Annotated in this window: 5 protein-coding genes (1 of these 5 running past the window's edge); 3 read left to right on the top strand and 2 right to left on the bottom strand. The window is 62.5% G+C overall.

Features of this window, described 5'->3' with window-relative positions:
• Window positions 1–7 precede the first annotated feature (7 nt).
• From pvdO to HKK53_RS30635, 3 genes are all read left to right on the top strand, one after another.
• The gene (pvdO, locus tag HKK53_RS30645) at window positions 8–895 is read left to right on the top strand and encodes a dihydropyoverdine dehydrogenase (protein ID WP_169373843.1); all 888 of its coding nucleotides are present in this window, start codon (window positions 8–10) and stop codon (window positions 893–895) included.
• Window positions 896–1,020: 125 nt separating this feature from the next.
• A complete protein-coding gene (locus HKK53_RS30640) occupies window positions 1,021–2,670 on the top strand; it encodes a cyclic peptide export ABC transporter (protein ID WP_169373842.1) in 1,650 nt (549 codons plus the stop codon).
• 116 nt (window positions 2,671–2,786) lie between these two features.
• Window positions 2,787–5,249: a TonB-dependent siderophore receptor gene (locus HKK53_RS30635; RefSeq protein WP_169373841.1), complete on the top strand. Its 2,463-nt coding sequence runs from the start codon at window positions 2,787–2,789 to the stop codon at window positions 5,247–5,249.
• 63 nt (window positions 5,250–5,312) lie between these two features.
• Here HKK53_RS30635 and HKK53_RS30630 read toward each other — a convergent pair whose 3' ends face one another.
• Entirely contained in the window at window positions 5,313–6,263 is a 951-nt protein-coding gene (locus HKK53_RS30630; protein ID WP_169373840.1) for an alpha/beta hydrolase, read from the bottom strand.
• 52 nt (window positions 6,264–6,315) lie between these two features.
• A protein-coding gene (locus HKK53_RS30625; RefSeq protein ID WP_169373839.1) for a non-ribosomal peptide synthase/polyketide synthase crosses the window boundary here: on the bottom strand, window positions 6,316–20,778 show its 3' portion. 570 nt of this gene lie beyond the right edge of the window; only the last 14,463 of its 15,033 coding nucleotides appear in the window; the start codon falls outside the window, past its right edge — the gene reads right to left on this strand; its stop codon occupies window positions 6,316–6,318.

Below are 20,778 nucleotides of genomic sequence, written 5' to 3'. Positions count from 1 at the left end.
ATCAATGATGAACAGTGACCTGCGACGCTTTTCCTTCAAGGCGCTCCCGACCCTGGTGCTGGCCGCCCTGGCCGTCAGCCTCGCGCCGGGCATCGCCCAGGCCAGCGAACCGGCGAAACCGGGCAAGGTGTTCAAGGACTGCAAGGACTGCCCGGAAATGGTCGTGCTGCCCACCGGCACCTTCACCATGGGCACCCCGGACGATGAAGTCGGCCGCGAGCCCGATGAAGGCCCGATGCACCCGGTGACTTTCGCCAAGCCACTGGCAATCAGCCGCTTCCAGGTATTGAAAGGCGAATGGGACGCCTACCTCCGCGACACCGGCTACGTCATGCCCGACGGCGACGACCGTCCGGGCCGCGAATGCAAGGCCGGCATCCCGCGCTACGAATACACCAACAAACACCCGGCCGTGTGCATGGACTTCGCCGAGGTCAACGCCTACGTGGCGTGGCTGTCGAAGAAAACCGGCCAGCAGTATCGACTGGTCAGCGAATCCCTGCGCGAATACGCGGCGCGCGGCGGCACCACCGGACCATTCCCCTTCCCGTTCGATGAGGGCAAGGAATACAGCATCGCCAAGCACGCCAACACCTACGGCGCGGCCGACGGCTACAACTTCACCGCCCCGGCCGGCAGCTTCCCGGCCAACGCCTTTGGCGTGTACGACATGCACGGCAACGTCTACGAATGGACCGCCGATTGCTACAACGAAAACTACGTCGGCGCGCCGAGCGATGGCAGTGCCTGGCTAACCGGCAAGTGCGAATTCAAGCGCATTCGCGGCAATGACTGGGGCGAAGCGCCGGTGTTCTCCCGCTCCGGCAACCGTAACGCCCTGGTGCCCGGTGATCGCGGCGACTGGATTGGCTTGCGCGTCGCCCGCGACCTGTAAGCCCCGCTAAATTAGCCATCCCGCCACTCGTTCTATAGGTGTGCGCGTCCGTGCGGCGCGCCACCGCCCTCCATGTCCTTCAGCGATGCCCGGCCGTCGCCACTCTTTTCAAGCAGGGAACCTCCATGAGCAAACCAACACGCGGGGTGATCAATGAATTGTTCACCCTGCTCAAACCCTTTCGGCTGATCGTCGCCGGCTCCATCCTGCTTGGCATGGTCGGTGGTCTGAGCGTCACCGCGTTGCTGGCGACCATCAATAATGTTCTGCACTCCGAGGGCGGCCTGACCAACACCGTGGTCGCCGCTTTTGCCGGGCTTTGCCTGCTGGCGTTGATCAGTTCGATTTTCTCCGACATCGGCACCAACTATGTCGGCCAACACATCATCGCCAAGCTGCGCAAAGAGCTGGGCGAAAAAGTGCTGTCGGCGCCCATCGAGCAGATCGAACGCTACCGCAGCCATCGCCTGATCCCGGTGCTGACCCATGACGTCGACACCATCAGCGACTTCGCCTTCGCCTTCGCGCCGCTGGCGATTTCCCTGACCGTGACCCTCGGTTGCATGGGTTACCTGGCGATGCTGTCGTGGCCGATGTTCCTGATGATGGTGGTCGCTATCGTGATTGGCACGGTCATCCAGTACATCGCCCGCGGGCGCGGCATGATGGGCTTCATGAAGGCCCGGGATTACGAAGACGAGCTGCAAAAGCACTACAACGCCGTGGCCGAAGGCGCCAAGGAGCTGCGCATTCATCGCCCGCGCCGGCACCGCATGTTCGTCTCGGGTATCGAGGCCACAGCGGACAAGATCTGCGACACCCAAGTGCGCTCGGTGAACATTTTCGTGGTGGCCAAGACCCTCGGCTCGATGCTGTTCTTCGTGGTGATCGGCCTCGCCCTGGCCTTGCAATCGCTGTGGCCGAGCGCGGACAAAGCGGTGATGAGCGGCTTCGTCCTGGTGTTGCTGTACATGAAAGGCCCACTGGAACACTTGATCGGCACGTTGCCGATTGTCAGCCGCGCACAGATCGCGTTCCGCCGCATCGCCGATTTGTCCGAACAGTTTTCTTCGCCTGAGCCGCACCTGCTGCTCAGCGATCAGGTCCACAAAAGCACCGTGGTGCACAGCCTGGAACTGAATGAAGTGTCGTATAGCTTCCCGACCACCGAAGGCAGCGCACCGTTCCGCCTGGGGCCGGTGAACCTGAAGATCGATCAGGGCGACATCATTTTCATCGTTGGCGAAAACGGCTGTGGCAAGACCACGCTGATCAAGCTGTTGCTTGGCCTGTACGCGCCGCAGCACGGTGAGATTCGTCTCAACGACCAAGTAGTCAGCGCCGTGACCCGCGACGATTACCGTCAACTGTTCACCACGATCTTCGCCGACTATTACCTGTTCGACGATGTGGTGCAGGGCGACACGCACATCCCCGAAGACGCGAACAAATACCTGCAACGCCTGGAGATCGCGCACAAGGTCAGCGTGCGTGACGGTTCGTTCACCACCACCGACCTGTCCACCGGCCAACGCAAGCGTCTGGCGCTGGTCAATGCGTGGCTGGAGGAGCGTCCGGTGCTGGTGTTCGATGAGTGGGCCGCCGACCAGGACCCGACCTTCCGCCGCATCTTCTACACCGAGTTGCTGCCGGATCTGAAGCGCCTGGGCAAGACCATCATCGTCATTTCCCACGACGATCGTTACTTCGATGTGGCCGATCAACTGGTGCGCATGGACGCCGGCAAAGTGGTCACCGAACTTCAAACTGCCTGATTGTGAAAATTTCGTAAAAAAAGACGTGGGGTCTTTCCGGTTTCCGGAAGGCTCAACGTCTCACTAACAGTTAATAGAAATAGTTCTCAGTCAACACTTTGAAGAGTAGAAGAATAATGCCCGCACCGCACGGACTCAACCCGCTCGCCAAGGCTCTGCTGATTCGCCATTCACTGCGCCCGACGCTGCCGGCCCTTTGCGCCCTGGCACTGACGCTGCCGATGATCGGCCAGGCTCAGGCCCAGACCGCCGCGATCAATATTCCAGCACAATCGCTGGGCAGCGCCCTGCAGGAATTCGGTCGCCAGACCAACCTGCAAGTGCTCTACAGCCCGGATGAAGTCAGCGGCCTGCGCAGCACCGCCGTCAACGGCAACCTGGAGCCGGCCGCCGCCATGGCCCAGATGCTCCAGGGCACCGGCATCGCGTACTCGGTGGACGGCAACAGTGTTGCCCTGCGTGCGCGCAGCAGCGCCGGCAACACCCTGGACCTGGCGCCGACCAGCATTTCCGCGACCCAGGAATCGGCTTATGGTCCGGTAGACGGGATCGTGGCCAAGCGTAGTGGCACCGGCACCAAAACCGATACACCACTCAATGAAATCCCGCAGACCATCAACGTCATCACCGCCGATGAAGTGAAGATGCGCGGCGCGCAATCGGTCACCGAAGCCCTGCGCTACACCGCCGGCATGACCGGTGGCGGCTTCTCCGACCGGGTGAAGATGTTCGACGAACCGACTTCCCGGGGCTTCTCCCCTACCCCGCTGTACCTCGACGGCCTGCACCTGCCTTACGGCGGCGGCAGCACCGGCGGTTCGCTGCAGATCGACCCGTACACCCTGGAGCGCATCGAAGTGCTCAAAGGCCCGGCGTCGGTGCTGTACGGCCAGAACCAGCCTGGCGGTATCGTCAACATGGTCGGCAAGCGTCCGACCGCGACCCCGCTGCACGAAATCGTGTTGGGCGGCGGCAGCTACGATCGCAAGTACGGCGCCTTCGATATCGGCGGCCCGATCGACGATCAGGGTGAGTTCCTCTATCGCCTGACCGGCCTGGTCAACGACAGCAACTCGGAAATCGACTACGCCGACCAGAACCGCATGCTGCTGGCGCCAAGCCTGACCTGGCTGCCGAACGATCGCACCAGCGTCACCGTGTTCGCCCAGTACCAGAAGGATCGCGATACCCCGGAAGCCCAGGGTCTGCCGGCCGAAGGCACCGTGTTCAACAGCCCGAACGGCAAGATCAGTCGCAAGCTGTTCATCGGCGAGCCCGGCCTGAACAAGTACGATCGCGAGCAGTTCGTGACCGGCTATGATGTGTCCTACGAGCTCAATGACGTCTGGACCCTCAAGCAGCGCGGCAGCTACGCCTACATTGATGACCAGTATGTCGCGCCATTGCACGGCTACTCGTTCCCGACCAACCCGGTCACCGGCCGCGATGACAACAGCTACCAGAGCCGCTTCGGGGTGGACTGGTCGCAGACCAACAAGGTCTACGGCATCGATAGCACCGCGCAGGCCAAGTTCAAGACCGGCGAGCTGGACCACACCGTGCTGCTGGGCGTGGACTACTACCACTTCAACACCAAGTTCCTCGGTCTGTATGACCGCCAGGGTCCGGGCATCGACCTGTACCACCCGGTCTACGGCAGTGAGTTCAACTTCACCCAACCGTATCGCTGGGACAACACCATCAAGCAAACCGGCCTGTACGCGCAGGATCAGCTGCGCTGGAACCAATGGTTCCTGACCCTGGGCGGTCGTTATGACTTCGCCGAGACCGATAACAAAGAGCCGCTGGCCGGCACTCACTCCAACATCAAGGATGAGAAATTCACTGGTCGTGCAGGCCTGGGCTATGAGTTCGAAAACGGCCTGACGCCTTACGTCAGCTATTCCGAATCGTTCCTGCCGCAGACCGGCGTCGACATGAACTCCCAGCCGTTCAAGCCAACCACTGGCAAGCAGTACGAAGTGGGCGTCAAGTATGAACCGAAGTTCATCGACGGCTTCATTCAGTTGTCTGCGTACCAGATCGACCAGGACAACATGCTGACCAACGACCTGCAAAACCCGGGTTTCAGCAGCCAGAGCGGTTCGGTGCGTTCGCGCGGTGTGGAACTGGAAGGCAAGGTCAACGTCACGCAGAACCTGCGTGTGCTGGCCGCCGTGTCGCGTAACCAGAACAAATGGCGCAGCGTCAACGATGGTCGCGAGGGTCGCACCCTGGCCATGAGCCCGCCACTGACCGCCTCGACTTGGGTCAACTACGACTTCGACAACACCACCGTGCTCGCCGGTCTGGGCGCCGGTATTGGTTTGCGTTACGTGCGCAGCAGCTACGGTTCGGACTACGAGGAAGACTCCTTCCAGATTCCGTCCTACACCGTGTATGACGCGATGGTCTCCTACGACCTGCAAAAATCGCCGCTGCACATTAAAGGCACGAAGCTGAAGCTGAACCTGGAAAACCTCGACAACAAGAAATACGTCGCCAGCTGCAACAGCACTTTGGACTGCTACTACGGCGAAGGCCGTACCGTGACAGCCGATGTGACCTACAACTGGTAACAGGCTACAACGCTATAAAAAACGCCGGCAATCGCCGGCGTTTTGTTGTGCCTGATGAAGCAATCAAACCACCGCAAACACCCGCACCAATCGCTCGGCAATGTGCTGCTGCGCTTCTTCGGCTTCGTCGATGATCGCGCCCATGCGCATGAAGTCGTGGGTCATGCCCTCAAAGATTTTCAGCTCCACGTCCACCCCCGCCGCCTGCAAATGACGGGCATACGCCACGCCTTCGTCGTGCAGCGGGTCGCATTCGGCGAGGATCAGCAGTACCGGCGCCATGTTCGCCGAGACCTCGGCCAGCAACGGCGAGAAGCGCGGATCGAGACGATCGCTGAGGTCACGCTGATAATGCTCGTAGAACCAGCTCAGGGAATCTTTCTCCAGCAGATGCCCCACGCCATAACGCTCAATGGACGCGGTACTTTGGCTGGCATCGGTGACCGGGTAGATCAGCACTTGCAACAACGGCTGCACCGACGGTTGCGCGGCCAACACCGTGGCCAGACTGCCGCCAACACTGTCGCCGCCCACCGCCAGACGCTGGGCATCGATGCCCAAATCGTCGGCGCTGGCCACCAACCAGTTCCACGCATCCAGCGCATCATCGGCCGCCGTCGGAAAACGAAACTCCGGCGCCAGCCGATAGGCCACCGACAACACCACGCAATCGGCCATGACCGCCAATGCGCGGCACAGCGAATCATGGGAATCGAGGCTGCCGACCACATAACCGCCGCCATGGAAATACAACAGCGCCGGACGCTTGGCGCCCTTTTCCAATGAGTGGTTGCTGTAGATCCGTGCATTCAGGCGCGTGCCGTCACGCACCGGCAGTCGCAGTTCATCGACCACGTCCAGTTCTTCACCGCCGGCGTCCATCAACAGCGACGACTGATCGAACTGTTCGCGAGCCTGCTCGGGGCTCATCTCATGCATGCCCACGCGTTTGCCGCTGGCCCGGCCGTTGCCGACCAGTTCCAAAAATGCGGCGATATCAGGGTTCAACGACATTACCAATTCTCCAAACCGGCCGGGCAGCGCACCCGACCGGTTTTCAGGTTTATTACAGGGCTACTGACTCAACGATTGCGCCGAGCATTTCTTCAGCCTCGGCGAGGAACGTTTCATCGCGCGGAATCTGGAAGTGCCCGCAATCGATCCACTCGCTGGCCAGCGTAGGCTGTGCGAGTTGCCCGGCCAGTTCGACGGCTTCGTCTTCACGCCCCAGGGTCCACCAGCAGGTCGGCTCGACGTTCAGCGCGGTGCAGCGATCCAGCTTCAGGGACAACAGCTTCAGGCGCCGCGCGACGCTGAACACATGGGCCAACTCATCGGTGCCCAGAGCCGCGTAAGTCGAAGCCGCTGCAGCCATCGCCGTAATCAGCACCGCCCGTATGTTTTGCGCCGTCTCTTCACCCTCGATCGCCAAACCTTGCGCAGCATCGCCCAAGGTCACCCGCAGGAAGTCGCGCAGATCGGCTTGCCAGTCATCGACCGCGCCGGCATTGATCGCCGCCGACGGCACGAAGCTGTCCACCAGCCCGACGACTTCCACACGCTGGCCTTCACCCTCCAGTTGCGCCGCCATCAGCAACGCCAATGTGCCACCCAACGACCAGCCCAGCAGGTGATACGGCCCCTGCGGTTGTTTCTCGCGGATCTGCGCCACGTAAGCGCTGGCCATGCTTTGCAACGAAACATCGTTCCAGGCCGGATCGAGCAGCATCCGGCACTGAAGCGCCAACACCTGGCGCTGTCCGCTCAAGCGCCGGGCCAACGGTTCGTAGTCGAACACCGTGCCGAAACCGGCGTGGATGCAGAACAGCGGCGCGACACCTTTGACTTCCGCGTTCATCGCCAACAACCCGGAGGTTTTCTCGGCGCTGCCCTGGGTGCTGGCCACCAGTTCGGCGATGGTCGGTTTCTGCATCAGGTCACGCAGTTTCAAGCTCAGGCCCTGGGCCTTCAGCGGTCGGCTGCGGGCGATCACTTGCAGGCTGAGAATCGAATCGCCGCCCAGTTCGAAGAAATTATCGGTCAGGCCCACGCGCTCGATTTTCAGCACGTCCTGCCAGATCTTCGCCAAGGCTTTTTCCAGCTCGGTGCCCGGCGCCACGTGTTCCTGACGCTGATCCGCCTCAGGACTTGGCAAGGCCTTGCGGTCGAGTTTGCCGTTCGGCGTCAGCGGCATGCGCTCCAACAGCACCAGGTGCGTCGGCACCATGTAGTCCGGCAGGCTCGCCTTGAGCTGTTCGCGCAATCCTTCGCACAAACCACTCGCCGGAGCGTCGGCATTGGCCAGCACATAACCGATCAGTTGCTTGCCGCTGACCCCTTCGCGAGCCACCACGGCGGCGTCGCGCACTCCCGGTTGCTGCTTGAGCCGCGCTTCGATTTCACCCAGCTCGATGCGGAAACCGCGAATCTTCACCTGATGGTCGATGCGCCCCAGGTAGTCGATGGTGCCGTCCTCGCGCTGGCGAACCAGGTCGCCGGTGCGGTACAGACGACTGCCATCGGCGCTGAACGGGTTGGCGACGAAGCGTTCGGCGGTGCCGCCCGAACGGCCCAGATAACCCCGGGCCAACGCGCCGCCCAGGTACAGTTCCCCGGCGATACCGGCCGGCAACGGGTTGAGGTCGCTGTCCAGCACATAACCGCTGCGCTCACCCACCACACTGCCAATCGGTGCGTACGCCGCGCCGCATTCATCCTCGACGCCAGCCTTCCAGATCAGTGGCGTGACCACGGTTTCGGTCGGGCCGTAGCCGTTGATGATGTGTTGTGGTTTGAGCGCACGCTTGGCCAGTTCGAAACTCGCCGCCGGCACCGCGTCGCCGCCGAAGCAGTAGATGCGCACCGCCGGTGGATTGCCCTGCTGCTCGGCGTGTTCGGCCAATTGCTGCAAGTACACCGGCGGGAATGCCGCCACGGTCACGCCATGTTCGTGCAGCGCGGTATAGGTCTGTTCGGCGGTCCATAGGCTGTCGTCACGGATCAGCAAGCGTCCGCCGTGGGTCAGGGTAGTCAACCAACGCTCATGGGCACCGTCGAAGGCGAACGACATAAAGTGCAATTCGCAGTCGGCTTCGCTCATTTCATAACGCTGACCGATGGCCTGGCAATGCATCGCCAGCGGTCCGTGGGCCACGCCGACACCCTTCGGTTGCCCGGTGGAGCCGGAGGTGTAGATCACGTACGCGAGGTTGCCCGGTTGTACGTCGATCTGCGGCGCGTGGCTTGGCTGCACGTCGAGGTCCAGTTGATCCAGGGCCATGACGTGCAGGTTGTCCTGGCTCGGTAGCACATTGCGCAAGCTCGAATCGCTAAGCAGCAAAGCGATCCCGGAGTCGCGCATCAGGTAGCTCAAACGCTCTCGCGGATAGGTCGCGTCCAGCGGCACGTAAGCACCACCAGCCTTGAGCACCGCCAGCAGCGCGACAATCATGTTTTCGCTACGCGGCAACGCCACGCCAACCCGCACTTCCGGGCCGACGCCTTCGGCGATCAGCGCATGGGCCAGGCGATTGGCCCGGGCCTCGATCTGGCCGTAGCTGAACGATTGCTCGTTGAAGATCACGGCAGTTTTGTCGCCCAGCGGCGCTGCCCATTGCGCGATGCGCTGATGAACCGGCGCCGCAACGGTTGGCGTCTCGACTGCTGCCGTCGGCAACGCCTGCCCCGTCACCAGACCGATACGGCCCAGTGGCTGCGCCGCATCCTCAGCCAGCGCCGCAAGCAAGCCTTCCATGTTGCTGCGGATGCCTTCCACGGTCACCAGGTCGAAATGCTCGCGCAGGAACATGTACTCGATCACCAGGCCTTCTTCGAGGGTGACCATCAAGTCCATCGGGAAGTTGGTCAGGCCGGCGCTGTTGGTCTCGCCGAACTTCAGCGAGTCGTCGCGCCACTCGCGCAGGGCCTGGTCGATCGGGTGATTCTCGAACACGATGATGCTGTCGAACAGCGATTGCCCGGTACGTCCGGCCCAACGCTGCACATCACTGAGCGGCGTGTATTCGCGCTCGCGCATTTCCAGGTTGAAGTCCTGCAAGTCACGCAGCCAGTCACCGACCGCTTGCTCGGCGCGCACGTCCTTGATCACCGGCAAGGTGTTGATGAACAGGCCGAGGATCGATTCCGACGCCGGCAGACTCGCCGGACGCCCCGCCACCGTGGCGCCGAACGCCACGCAACGCTGACCGCTGTAACGGCTGAGCAAGACCAGCCAGGCGCCCTGGACCAAGGTATTGAGGGTGATTTGCTGGGATTGCGCGAAGGCCTTGAGTTGCTCGGTGCGGGTTTCACCCAGGCGACTGTAAAGCGCTTCGTGACCGTGGCCCTGCCCCCTACGCGGCACGGCATCGGCCAGATAGGTCGGCTCATCCAGCTGCGCCAATTGTTCGCGCCAGAAACCTTCGCTGGCGTTGGCATCCTGTTGTTGCAGCCAATTGATGTAACGACGGTACGGCACCGCTTCGGGCAAGGCCTGGCCGGAATACTGGCTGAGCACTTCGCCGATCAGTTGCGAGGAACTCCAACCGTCGATGAGGATGTGGTGATAGGTCCAGATCAGCTGATAGCTGTCCTCGCCCACTTGCACCAGGGTCAAGCGTTGCAGCGGCGGACGATCCAGGTCGAAACCCTTGGCCCGTTCGCTGTCGGCCAGTTGCTGCAAGGCTTCGGCCGAATGGTCCTGGTCGCGCCAGTCGAGCAGGCTGATGGGCAACTGCGGATCGGCGAGCACGAATTGCAGCGGCTCGGCCATGTCCTGCCAGAGGAAACCGGTGCGCAGGATGTCATGACGCCGGCTCACCGCTTCCCACGCTGCCTTGAACCGCAGCCGTTCCAGGCCTTGCACCGGAATGCACAACTGGTTGATGTACAGATCGGCGTCCGGCGAGTTCAAACCGAGGAACAGCATGCCCTGCTGCATCGGGGACAAGCGGTACAAGCCGTCGAGCTGACCTTCGGGCCACGGCAACGCGGCCAGTTGCGCGTCATTCAAACCGTGCAGCGGCATGTCGATCAGCGCCGCCGGTGGTTGCAGCGTGTCTTCGGCGGCTTTCGCACGCAGGGCCAGTTGCTGGATGGTCGGCTGCTGGAACAGGTCTTTGGGGTTCAGCTCGATCCCTTGCTGACGCGCGCGGCTGACCACCTGAATCGAGATGATCGAATCGCCGCCCAGGGCAAAGAAGTTGTCCGTGGTACTGATGCGCTCCAAGCCGAGCACCGCTTGCCAGATGTCCACCAGAGTTTGTTCGGTGGCGTTGGCCGGCTCGACGTGTTGTTGCGAAGCGGCGAATTCCAGTGCCGGCAGACGCTTGCGGTCGAGTTTGCCGTTGGGGCTGAGTGGCATCTGCGCCAGCCACACGCGGTGCGCCGGGACCATGTAGTCCGGCAGGCTTTCGCCCAGCCAGCTGGTCAGGTCGTCGTGCAGCGCTTCGGCGGTGTCCAACGTCGCCGGATCCACCGGCACCAGGTACGCCACCAGTTGTTTGCTGCCCAACACATCCTGAGCCACGACCACCGCTTCACGCACGGCGACATGTTCCATCAGCCGCGCTTCGATTTCCCCCAGTTCGATCCGCAGGCCACGCAGCTTGACCTGATGGTCGATGCGCCCGACGTACTCGATCACGCCATCAACGCGGTAACGTGCCAGGTCGCCGGTGCGGTACAGGCGCTGACCGTCACCGAACGGGCTGGCGACGAAACGCTCGGCGCTCAGCCCGGCACGACGATGGTAACCACGGGCCAATCCGACGCCGCCGAGGTACAGCTCGCCAGCGACGCCGATTGGCAGCGGATTGAGGCCGCTATCAAGAATGTAGGTGGTCAGGTTGGCAATCGGTTGCCCGATCGGCACACCGTCGCGGCCTTCGTCACGGCAAGTCCAGTGGGTCACGTCGATGGCCGCTTCGGTCGGGCCGTACAGGTTGTACAACCCGGCACCCGGCAGTTTGCCGAACACCTGGGTTTGCGCGTCCACCGGCAGCGCTTCACCGCTGCACACGATCCGCGTCAGGCTGGTGCAACTGCCGACATTGGCATCTTGCAGGAACGCTTGCAGCATCGACGGCACGAAGTGCAGCGTGCTGACCTGTTGCTGGTTGATCAGGGCGATCAGTTTCGCCGGATCGCGGTGATCGCCCGGGGCGGCCACCACCAGACGCGCGCCGGTCATCAGCGGCCAGAAGAACTCCCAGACCGAGACGTCGAAGCTGAATGGCGTCTTCTGCAACACGGTGTCGCCAGCGCCCAAACCATAAGCCTGCTGCATCCACATCAAACGGTTGGTCAGCGCTTTGTGCGAGTTACCCGCACCCTTCGGCATACCGGTCGAGCCGGAGGTGTAGATCACGTAAGCGAGGTTGCTCGCCTCGTAACTGACCTGCGGATCGCTGCTCGGGAACCCGGCAAAATCGGTTCCTGAGGCTTCCAGGCACAGGCTCTGCACGCCATCGGGAATGGGCAGGCTGGCCAGCAGATGCGGCTGGGTCAGTAACTGGTCGATGCCGCTGTCGGCAATCATGTAGCTCAAACGATCACGCGGGTATTCCGGGTCCAGCGGCACATAGGCGCCGCCAGCCTTGAGGATCGCCAACAGGCCAATGACCATTTCCACGCTGCGTTCAACCGCGATCCCGACCAGTACATCCGGGCCGACCTTGCGTTGGATCAAGGCATGGGCCAACTGGTTGGCCCGGGCGTTTAGCTCAGCGTAGCTCAACGACTCGGCGCCAAACGCCAGCGCCGGAGCGTCCGGCATACGTCGGGCCTGGGCTTCGATCAGGGTATGCACGCCCTGCTCCAGCGGATAAGCCACACCGGTGGCATTCCACCGCTCGACCATCAGTTGCTGCTCGGCACTGCTCAGCAGATTCAGCGAACCGAGGCTCGCTTCGCCGGACTGGACCATTTGCTGCAACAGGGTGTCGAGGTGTTGGCTCAATTGCACGATCACTGAATCGGCGAACTGCCCGCGCTGGTAGCTGTAATGCAGCGACAGTTCGTCGCTGACATTCACCGCCAGGGTCAGCGGGTAGTTGGTCTGTTCGTGATTGTTGACGTTACCAAAACGCAGTTCCGACGGGGCGCCTTGCTCCAGCGCTTCGGACACCGGGTAGTTCTCGAACACCAGGATGTTGTCGAACAGCGCTTCGCCGCTCTTGCCGGCCCAGCGCTGGATGTCGAACAACGGCGTGTGTTCATGTTCGCGCAAGGTGATGTTCTGCGCCTGCACGCTCTGCAACCACTGGCCCACGGTGAGTTCCGAGCGAGGGCTGGCGATCACCGGCAGGGTGTTGATGAACAGGCCGATTTGCTGCTCGACACCTTTGAGCTCGCTCGGGCGACCGGACACCGTCGCGCCGAACGCCACGCTTTCCTGGCCGGTGAGGCGTTGCAACAGCAACAGCCACGCGGCCTGGATCAAGGTGTTGAGCGTGACTTTCTGCTGGCGGGCGAACTCGCCCAGTTCCCGGGTCTGCTCGGCGCTCAGGAAGCAATATCGCTCGCCATGGCCGTCGAGTTGTTCCTCGATGGGCTGGCGCTGAATCGCCTGGGCCAGACGCGTGGGCTCCTGCAGATTGGCCAACTGGCCGTTCCAGTAGTGTTCGCTGACCGCCACGTCCTGGCGTTGCAGCCAGTCGATGTAGTCGCGATAACGCCCGGCAAGGGCCGGCATCGGCTCGCCGCTGTAGCGTTGCAGCACTTCGCCGAGCAACTGCGAGTTACTCCAGCCGTCCATCAGGATGTGGTGGTTGGTGTAGATCAAATGGCAGCGCTGGTCATCGAGACGCACCACGACCATGCGCAGCAGCGGCCCTTGGGCCAGGTCGAAACCTTGCGCCTGTTCAGCGGCGGCCAGTGCATCCAGGGCCGTTTGCACATCGGCGCGGTCACGCCAATCAAGCACGCTGAACGGCATGTCCAGTTGCTTGTGCACCACTTGCACCGGGCGCGCCACCTGGCCTTGCCAGACAAAACTGGTGCGCAGGATGTCGTGGCTGTCCACCGCCGCTTGCCAGGCGTGCTGGAAGCGTTGCGGGTCGAGGCCTTCGACATCGAGGCGGACCTGGTTGATGTAGTCGCCGGTGGCATGCTCGTAGAGGCTGTGGAACAACATGCCTTGCTGCATCGCCGACAGCGGATAGACATCGGCGATCTGCTGCGCGGGTACCGGCAAGCTGTCGAGTTGCGATTGAGTCAGGCCGGCCAGCGGGAAGTCCGAAGGTGTCAGGCCTTGCACACCTGGGGTCACACAGTGGGCGATCAGCGCCGCCAGTTCTGCGGCGTAGTCTTCGGCCAGGCGTTCAATGGTTGCCGTGTCGAAACGTTCGCTGCTGAAGCTCCAGCCCACACTCAGCTCGCCGCCATACACCTGACCATTGAGGGTCAGCCAGTTGCCCATCGGTGCGTCGAGGCTCTGCTCCAGCCCGGCGTTTTCGGGTGCCGGGGTGAACAGTGCGCCGTCATCGCCTTCGAAACTGCCGTCGAACTGGCCGAGGTAGTTGAAGGTGATCCGTGGACTCGGCAAGGCGCGCAAGCTTTGCTGCGCCTGGGCATCACCGAGGTGACGCAAGGCGCCGAAGCCGATGCCCTTGTGCGGGATCGAACGCAGTTGTTCCTTGATCTGTTTGATCGAATCGCCCGCCGTGTCGGACGGGGTCAAGCGCACCGGGAACAGGCTGGTAAACCAACCCACGGTACGGGTCAGGTCAACACCGTCGAACAGCTCTTCGCGGCCATGGCCTTCGAGCTGGATCAACGTCGATGCCTGGCCGGTCCAGCGCCCGATCACCCGCGCCAACGCGGTCAGCAGCAGGTCGTTGACCTGGGTGCGATACGCCGCCGGGGCTTCTTGCAGCAGTTGCCGGGTCAGGTCCTGATTCAGGCGCGTCTGCACGTTCACCACCAGGCGATTCTGCTGGCCGGCGTCGAGGCGCTTGCACGGCAGCTCGGTGCTGACATCGCTCAAGCAGGCTTGCCAGTAGGCCAGTTCCTGCTGCAAAGCCGGGCTGTTGACGTAGCGCTGCAAGTGTTCGCTCCAGTCCTTGAAGGCACTGGTCTTGGCCGGCAGGCTCAGGGCCTGACCGTCGATTACTTGCTGATAAGCGTTTTGCAAATCTTCCAGCAGGATCCGCCACGACACGCCGTCCACCGCCAGGTGATGGATCACCAGTAACAGACGCTGGCTGCCATCGGCCAACGTCGCCAACACGGCGCGCAGCAGTTGGCCCTGTTGCAGATCGAGGCTGCGCTGGGCGCGGTTGCCCAGGGCTTCGAGTGCCGCGGCATCGGCCACCGATTCCTGCCACAGCAATGGCTGCTGCTGTTCAATCGACTGATGCTCCGCCACCCAGCCATCGTTGTGCTGGGTGAAGCTCAGGCGCAAGGCATCGTGATGCGCCACCAGGGCACGCAATACTTGCTCGACTTTTTCCGCATCCAGCGCCACTCGTGGCTTGAGCAGCACTGACTGGTTCCAGTGATGCCGCTCAGGGATTTCATCGTCGAAGAACTGCTGCTGGATCGGCAACAGCAACGCTGCGCCGCTGACGGCTTGTTGATCAATGCCGGTTTCGGTTTCACCGACCTGCGCCACCAGTGCCAGACGTTGCACGGTCTGGTGCTGGAACAGGTCTTTGGGACTCAGGCGAATCCCCAGTTGCCGGGCGCGGCTGACCACCTGAATCGAAATGATCGAGTCGCCGCCGAGTTCGAAGAAGTTGTCGTTGAGGCCCACTTGCGGCAGTTTCAGCACGTCTTGCCAAATGGCGGCGATACGCTGCTCCAGCTCGCTTTGCGGGGCCTGATACGCCTGCTGCGCCTGGCTCGCGTCAGGTGATGGCAAGGCGTTGCGGTTGAGTTTGCCGTTGGCGGTCAGCGGCAGTTGCGCCAGCAATAACAGGTGCGCCGGGATCATGTGATCCGGCAGGTTTTCCTTGAGCACGGCGCGTACGTTGTCGCGCCATTCGCCTTGTCCGGTCGGGTTGGCCTCCAGCAACGCGGCATCGCTTGGCACCAGGTACGCGACCAATTGCTGACCACTGAGGCCCGGCTGCGCCAGAACCACCGCCTGACGGATGACGTCCTGTTCCAGCAATTGCGCTTCGATTTCCCCAAGTTCGATGCGGAAGCCGCGAATCTTCACCTGATGGTCGATGCGCCCGATGTACTCGATCACGCCGTCAGCGCGATACCGCGCCAGGTCGCCAGTGCGGTACAGGCGGCCGCCATCAGCGGCGAACGGGTCCGGGATAAAGCGCAGACACGTCAGGTCGGCGCGGTTCAGATAACCCCGGGCCAGACCGGCGCGACCGACGTACAACTCGCCGATGCAACCTTTGGCCACCGGGTTCAGATCGCCGTCGAGCAAGTACCACGACAAGTCCGGGATCGGCTCGCCAATCGGGCTGCTCGCGTCACGCTGCAAGTCGGCCAGGGTCAATGGCCGGTAAGTCACGTGGACCGTGGTTTCGGTGATGCCATACATGTTGATCAGTTGCGGGGCCTGGTCGCCGAAACGCTCGAACCAGGGCCGCAGGCTCTTGACCTCCAGCGCCTCGCCGCCGAACACCACGTAACGCAGGGACGGTTGCAGCACGGTGTGTTCCGGGGCGCACGCCACTTGCATCAACTGCTTGAAGGCCGACGGCGTCTGGTTGAGCACGCTGACGCCCTCGCGGCAGAGCAAGGCGTAGAAGTCTTCCGGCGAACGGCTGACCTCGTACGGCACCACCACCAGTTTGCCGCCGTACAGCAGCGCGCCGAAAATTTCCCAGACCGAGAAGTCGAACGCGTAGGAGTGGAACAGGCTCCACACATCCTGCGGGCCGAAACTGAACCAGTCGTTGGTTGCTTCGAACAAACGCAGCACGTTGTGATGGGCCAGCAACGTACCTTTCGGCTGACCGGTGGAACCGGAGGTATAGATCACGTAAGCCAGGTTGTCCGGGCTCATGACCACCTGCGGGTTGGCGTCGCTGTAGCCTTCGAGACCATCGCCCTCCTGATCCAGCATCAGGCTGCGCACCGCGTCCGGCACCGGCAGGCGAGCGAGCAGATGGCTTTGGGTCAACAGCAGGCCAATGCCGCTGTCGCCGATCATGTAGGCCAGGCGTTCTTCGGGATAAGTCGGGTCCAGCGGCACGTAGGCGCCGCCGGCCTTGAGGATCGCCACCAGGCCGACCAGCATCTCCAGGCTGCGCTCGACCGCCAGACCCACGCGCACGTCCGGGCCGACGCCGCTGTCGATCAGCTTGTGCGCCAATTGGTTAGCGCGGGCGTTTAGTTCACCGTAGCTCAGGGTTTGTTCGTTGTAGCTGACGGCAATTGCTTGCGGCGCGCGCAACGCTTGAGCTTCGATCAGCGCATGCAGGCAACCCTGGCTCGGGAAATCCACCACCGTCGGGTTCCACTGCAACAGCGTGGCCGCGCGTTCGGCGGTGTCTTGCAGCGGCAACTCGGCGATGCGCTGGCCGCAATCGGCGACGATGGCGTTCAGCAGATGGCTCCAGTGATGGGCCAGGCGTTGCATAGTCGCGGCGTCGAACAAGTCAGTGGCGTAAGTCAGCTCGGCCCAGACGTTGTCGTTGGATTCGAAGGTGTCGAGGGTCAGGTCGAATTGCGCGGTGTGCGAAACCCAGTTCAAACCTTCGATCGCCAACTGCGGCAAACGCGCCGCGCCGCGCCCTTCCCGGGCCTGGCTCTGGTGGTTGTGCATCACCTGGAACAACGGGCTGTGACTGAGGCTGCGTTCCGGTTGCAGCGCATCCACCAGTTGTTCAAACGGCAGGTCCTGATGAGCCTGGGCGCCGAGCACGGTGTTTTTGACTTGGGCCAACAGACTGCGGAAGGTCTGCTGGCTGTCGATCTCGGCCTTCAACACCTGGGTGTTGACGAAGAAGCCGATCAAGCCTTCGGTTTCGAGACGGTTGCGGTTAGCCACCGGCACACCCACGCGAATATCGGCCTGACCGCTGTAGCGATGGAGCAAGGTCTGGAATGAGGCCAGCAACAGCGCGAACAGCGTGACGTTTTCCTGCTGCGCTACGTGCTTGAGGCCAGCGGCCAGTTCCGCGCTCAGCGCAATATCCTGGCGGGCACCGCGATAGCTTTGTTCGGCTGGACGTGGACGGTCGGTTGGCAGCTCCAGCAGCGGTTGATCGTTGCCCAGTTGCGCGGTCCAGTACGCCAGTTGGCGCTCACGCTCACCGGCCTCCATCCACTGCCGTTGCCACACGGCGTAGTCGGCGTATTGCACGGGCAGCGCCGGCAATTGCGGCGCTTGACCCTGACTGAAGCCGGCATACAGCGCGATCAGTTCATCGACCATGATGCCCATCGACCAGCCATCGGACACGATGTGGTGCAGGGTAATGATCAGCGCGTGGTCATCGGCGGCCAGGCGCAACAGCTTGACCCGCAGCAGCGGGCCTTGTTGCAGATTGAACAAATGCAGGGTTTCTTCAGCCACCAACGCCTGAAGTGCGGCGTCGTCGAGGTCGCTGTCGAGCGCCACGACTTGCAAATCCAGCGCAGCGTGGGCCTGGATCAATTGCAAGGTCTGGCCCTGCTCTTCAACGAAGCAAGTGCGCAAGGATTCGTGACGGGCAATCAGGCTGTCGAAGCTGCGTTGCAACGCCGACAAGTCCAGCTCGCCGCGCAGTCGTAGCGCTGCTGGCACGTGATACGCGGTGCTGGTCGGTTCCAGTTGCCAGAGGAACCACTGACGTTCCTGGGCATAGGACAACGCCATCGGTTGCAGGCGCGGCAACGCCACCATCGGCGGCTCTTGCTGCGCCTGCTCAACGCCGAGGGCGGCAACGAAATCCTGCAAGGTGCTGTGTTCGAACAACGTGCGCAGCGGCACTTGCACGTTCAGCGCCTGTCGCACCCGCGACACCACCTGGGTCACCAGCAGCGAGTGACCGCCGAGTTCAAAGAAGTTGTCGCTCAAACCGACCTGTTCCAGCTTGAGCACCGCTTGCCAGATTTCAGCGACGGTGTGCTGGGTGACGGTTTGCGGGGCGATGTAAGTCGATTGCAACTGACTGGCATCAGGCGCCGGCAATGCCTTGCGATCTACCTTGCCATTGGGGGTCAGCGGCAGTTGCGCGAGGAACAACAAGTGCGCCGGCACCATGTATTCCGGCAGCTCGGCCTTGAGGCTGGCCTTGAGTTCGCCGCGCAATACGGCTTCATCTTCAACGGTCGCCGCAGCGACCACGTAAGCCACCAGCTGCGGACCGGTTGGACCGTTCTGGGCCACCACCACGGTTTCGCGCACGCTATCCAGGACCAGCAGTCGCGCTTCGATCTCGCCGAGTTCGATACGGAAACCACGGATTTTCACCTGATGGTCGATCCGCCCGATGTACTCGATCACGCCCTCGGCGCGATAACGGGTCAAGTCGCCAGTGCGGTACAAGCGTCCGCCGCTGAACGAAAACGGGTCTGGCACGAAGCGCTCGGCGGTCAACGATGGACGCTCGAAATAACCACGGGCCAGGCCTTCACCGCCGATCAGCAGTTCGCCCGGTGCGCCGACCGGGTTCAGTTCCAGGTCGCTGCCGAGGATGTACAGCGCGGTGTTGTCGATCGGTTTGCCAAGGAACGGGCGCGGGTTTTCGACGGACAACGGGTGCAGCGCCGACCAGATGGTGGTTTCGGTCGGGCCGTAGAGGTTCCAGACGTTTGCCGACAGCGCGAGCATGCGCTGGGCCAGTTCCTGGGGCAGCGCTTCACCGCCACAGAGGAACATGCGACCGGCCAGAATCGAGGCCTGTTCGTTGTCGAGCAGCATGCGCCAGGTCGAAGGCGTGGCTTGTAACACCGTAACGCCGTGACGCTCGATCAGTTCGAGCACCGCTTGCGGGTCTTGATGCACGTCCTTGCCGGTCAACACCACACTGGCACCGGCCAGCAGCGGGCCATAGATCTCCAGGCCGAAAATATCGAACGAGAAGGTGGTCAGCGACAACATGCGGTCCTGGGCATTCAGCCCCGGTTGCTTGACCATGCTCGCGACGAAATTGCACAGCGCGGCGTGGCGCACCATCACGCCTTTCGGCTTACCGGTGGAGCCCGAGGTGTAGATCACGTAGGCCAGGTGTTCGCCGTTCAGCGCCACCGTTGGGCACGTCTGTGGATAAGCGGCCAGCCAGTCGTGCGGCTGATCGAGCAGTAAAGTGTTGAGCCCCGACGGGATCGGCAGTTGTGCTTGCAGGTGGGATTGGGTCAGCAGCAGTTCGAGGCCGCTGTCTTCGATCATGTAGGCCAGGCGATCCTCGGGATACGCCGGGTCCAGCGGCACATAAGCGCCGCCGGCCTTGAGGATCGCCAGCAGGCCGACGATCATTTCCACGCTGCGTTCGACGGCAATGCCTACCAGGCGATCCGGGCCGACGCCTGCTGCGATCAGTTTGTGCGCGAGCTGGTTGGCGCGGGTGTCGAGCTGAGCGTACGTCAGCGCCTCGTCGCCGACGATCAAGGCCATGGCGTGCGGCGTCTGTCCGGCCTGAACGGCAATGCGCTGTTGCACACACGGTGCCTGCGCACTGTGTTCGACCACACGGTGCCAGTCCTGCAGCAGCGCGGTTTGCTCGGTGCTGTCGAGCAACGGCAGTTCGCCAATGCGTTGGGTCGGCTCGTCGACGATGCCTTGCAGCAGGTTCTGCCAATGCCGCGCCAGGCGTTCGATGGTCGACGGTTCGAACAAATCCGTGGCGTAGGTCAGTTCGGCGGCGACACCTTCGCTGGACTCGTAAGTGCCGAGGGTCAAATCGAATTGCGCGGTGCGCCCTTCCCAGACGATGTCTTCGACGCTCAACTGCGGCAGTTGCACCTGGCTCTGACGCTGGGTCTGGTCGTTGACCGCCTGGTGGTTGTACATCACCTGGAACACCGGGCTGTGGCTCAGGCTGCGCTCCGGTTGCAGGGCTTCGATCAGTTGCTCGAAGGGCAAATCCTGGTGCGCCTGGGCAGCCATGGCCGACTGCTTGACCTGGGCCAGCAACTGCTTGAACGGCAGTTGCCCGTTCACGTCGGCGCTGAGTACTTGAGTGTTGACGAAGAAACCGATCAGCCCTTCCGTCTCGACCCGGTTGCGGTTGGCCACCGGCACGCCAACGCGGATGTTCGCCTGGCCACTGTAACGGTGCAACAACGCCTGGAACGAGGCCAGCAACACCATGAACAGGCTCGCGCCTTCACGTTGGGCCAGTTGCTTGAGGGATTCGCCGAGCGCCGCCGGCAGGTTCAGGTCCAGGCGTGCACCGCGAAAACTTTGCACCGCCGGGCGTGGATGATCAATCGGCAACTCCAGCACCGGTTGCTCGCCGCCCAGTGTTTCCAGCCAATAAGCCAACTGACGCTCGCGCTCGCCGGCTTCCAGCCAGTGCCGCTGCCAGATCGCGTAATCGGCGTATTGCACCTCAAGTTCCGGCAGGGTCAGCGATTGGCCGCTGGTGTCGGCGGCGTAGTGTTTGATCAGCTCGCCGACCAGCACCTGCATCGA

Origin of the sequence: Pseudomonas sp. ADAK7, from assembly GCF_012935675.1 — a bacterium.
Classification (GTDB): Bacteria; Pseudomonadota; Gammaproteobacteria; order Pseudomonadales; family Pseudomonadaceae; genus Aquipseudomonas.
The sequence above is the reverse complement of the archived record's forward strand: the minus strand, read 5'-3'. Positions and strand labels throughout refer to the sequence as shown.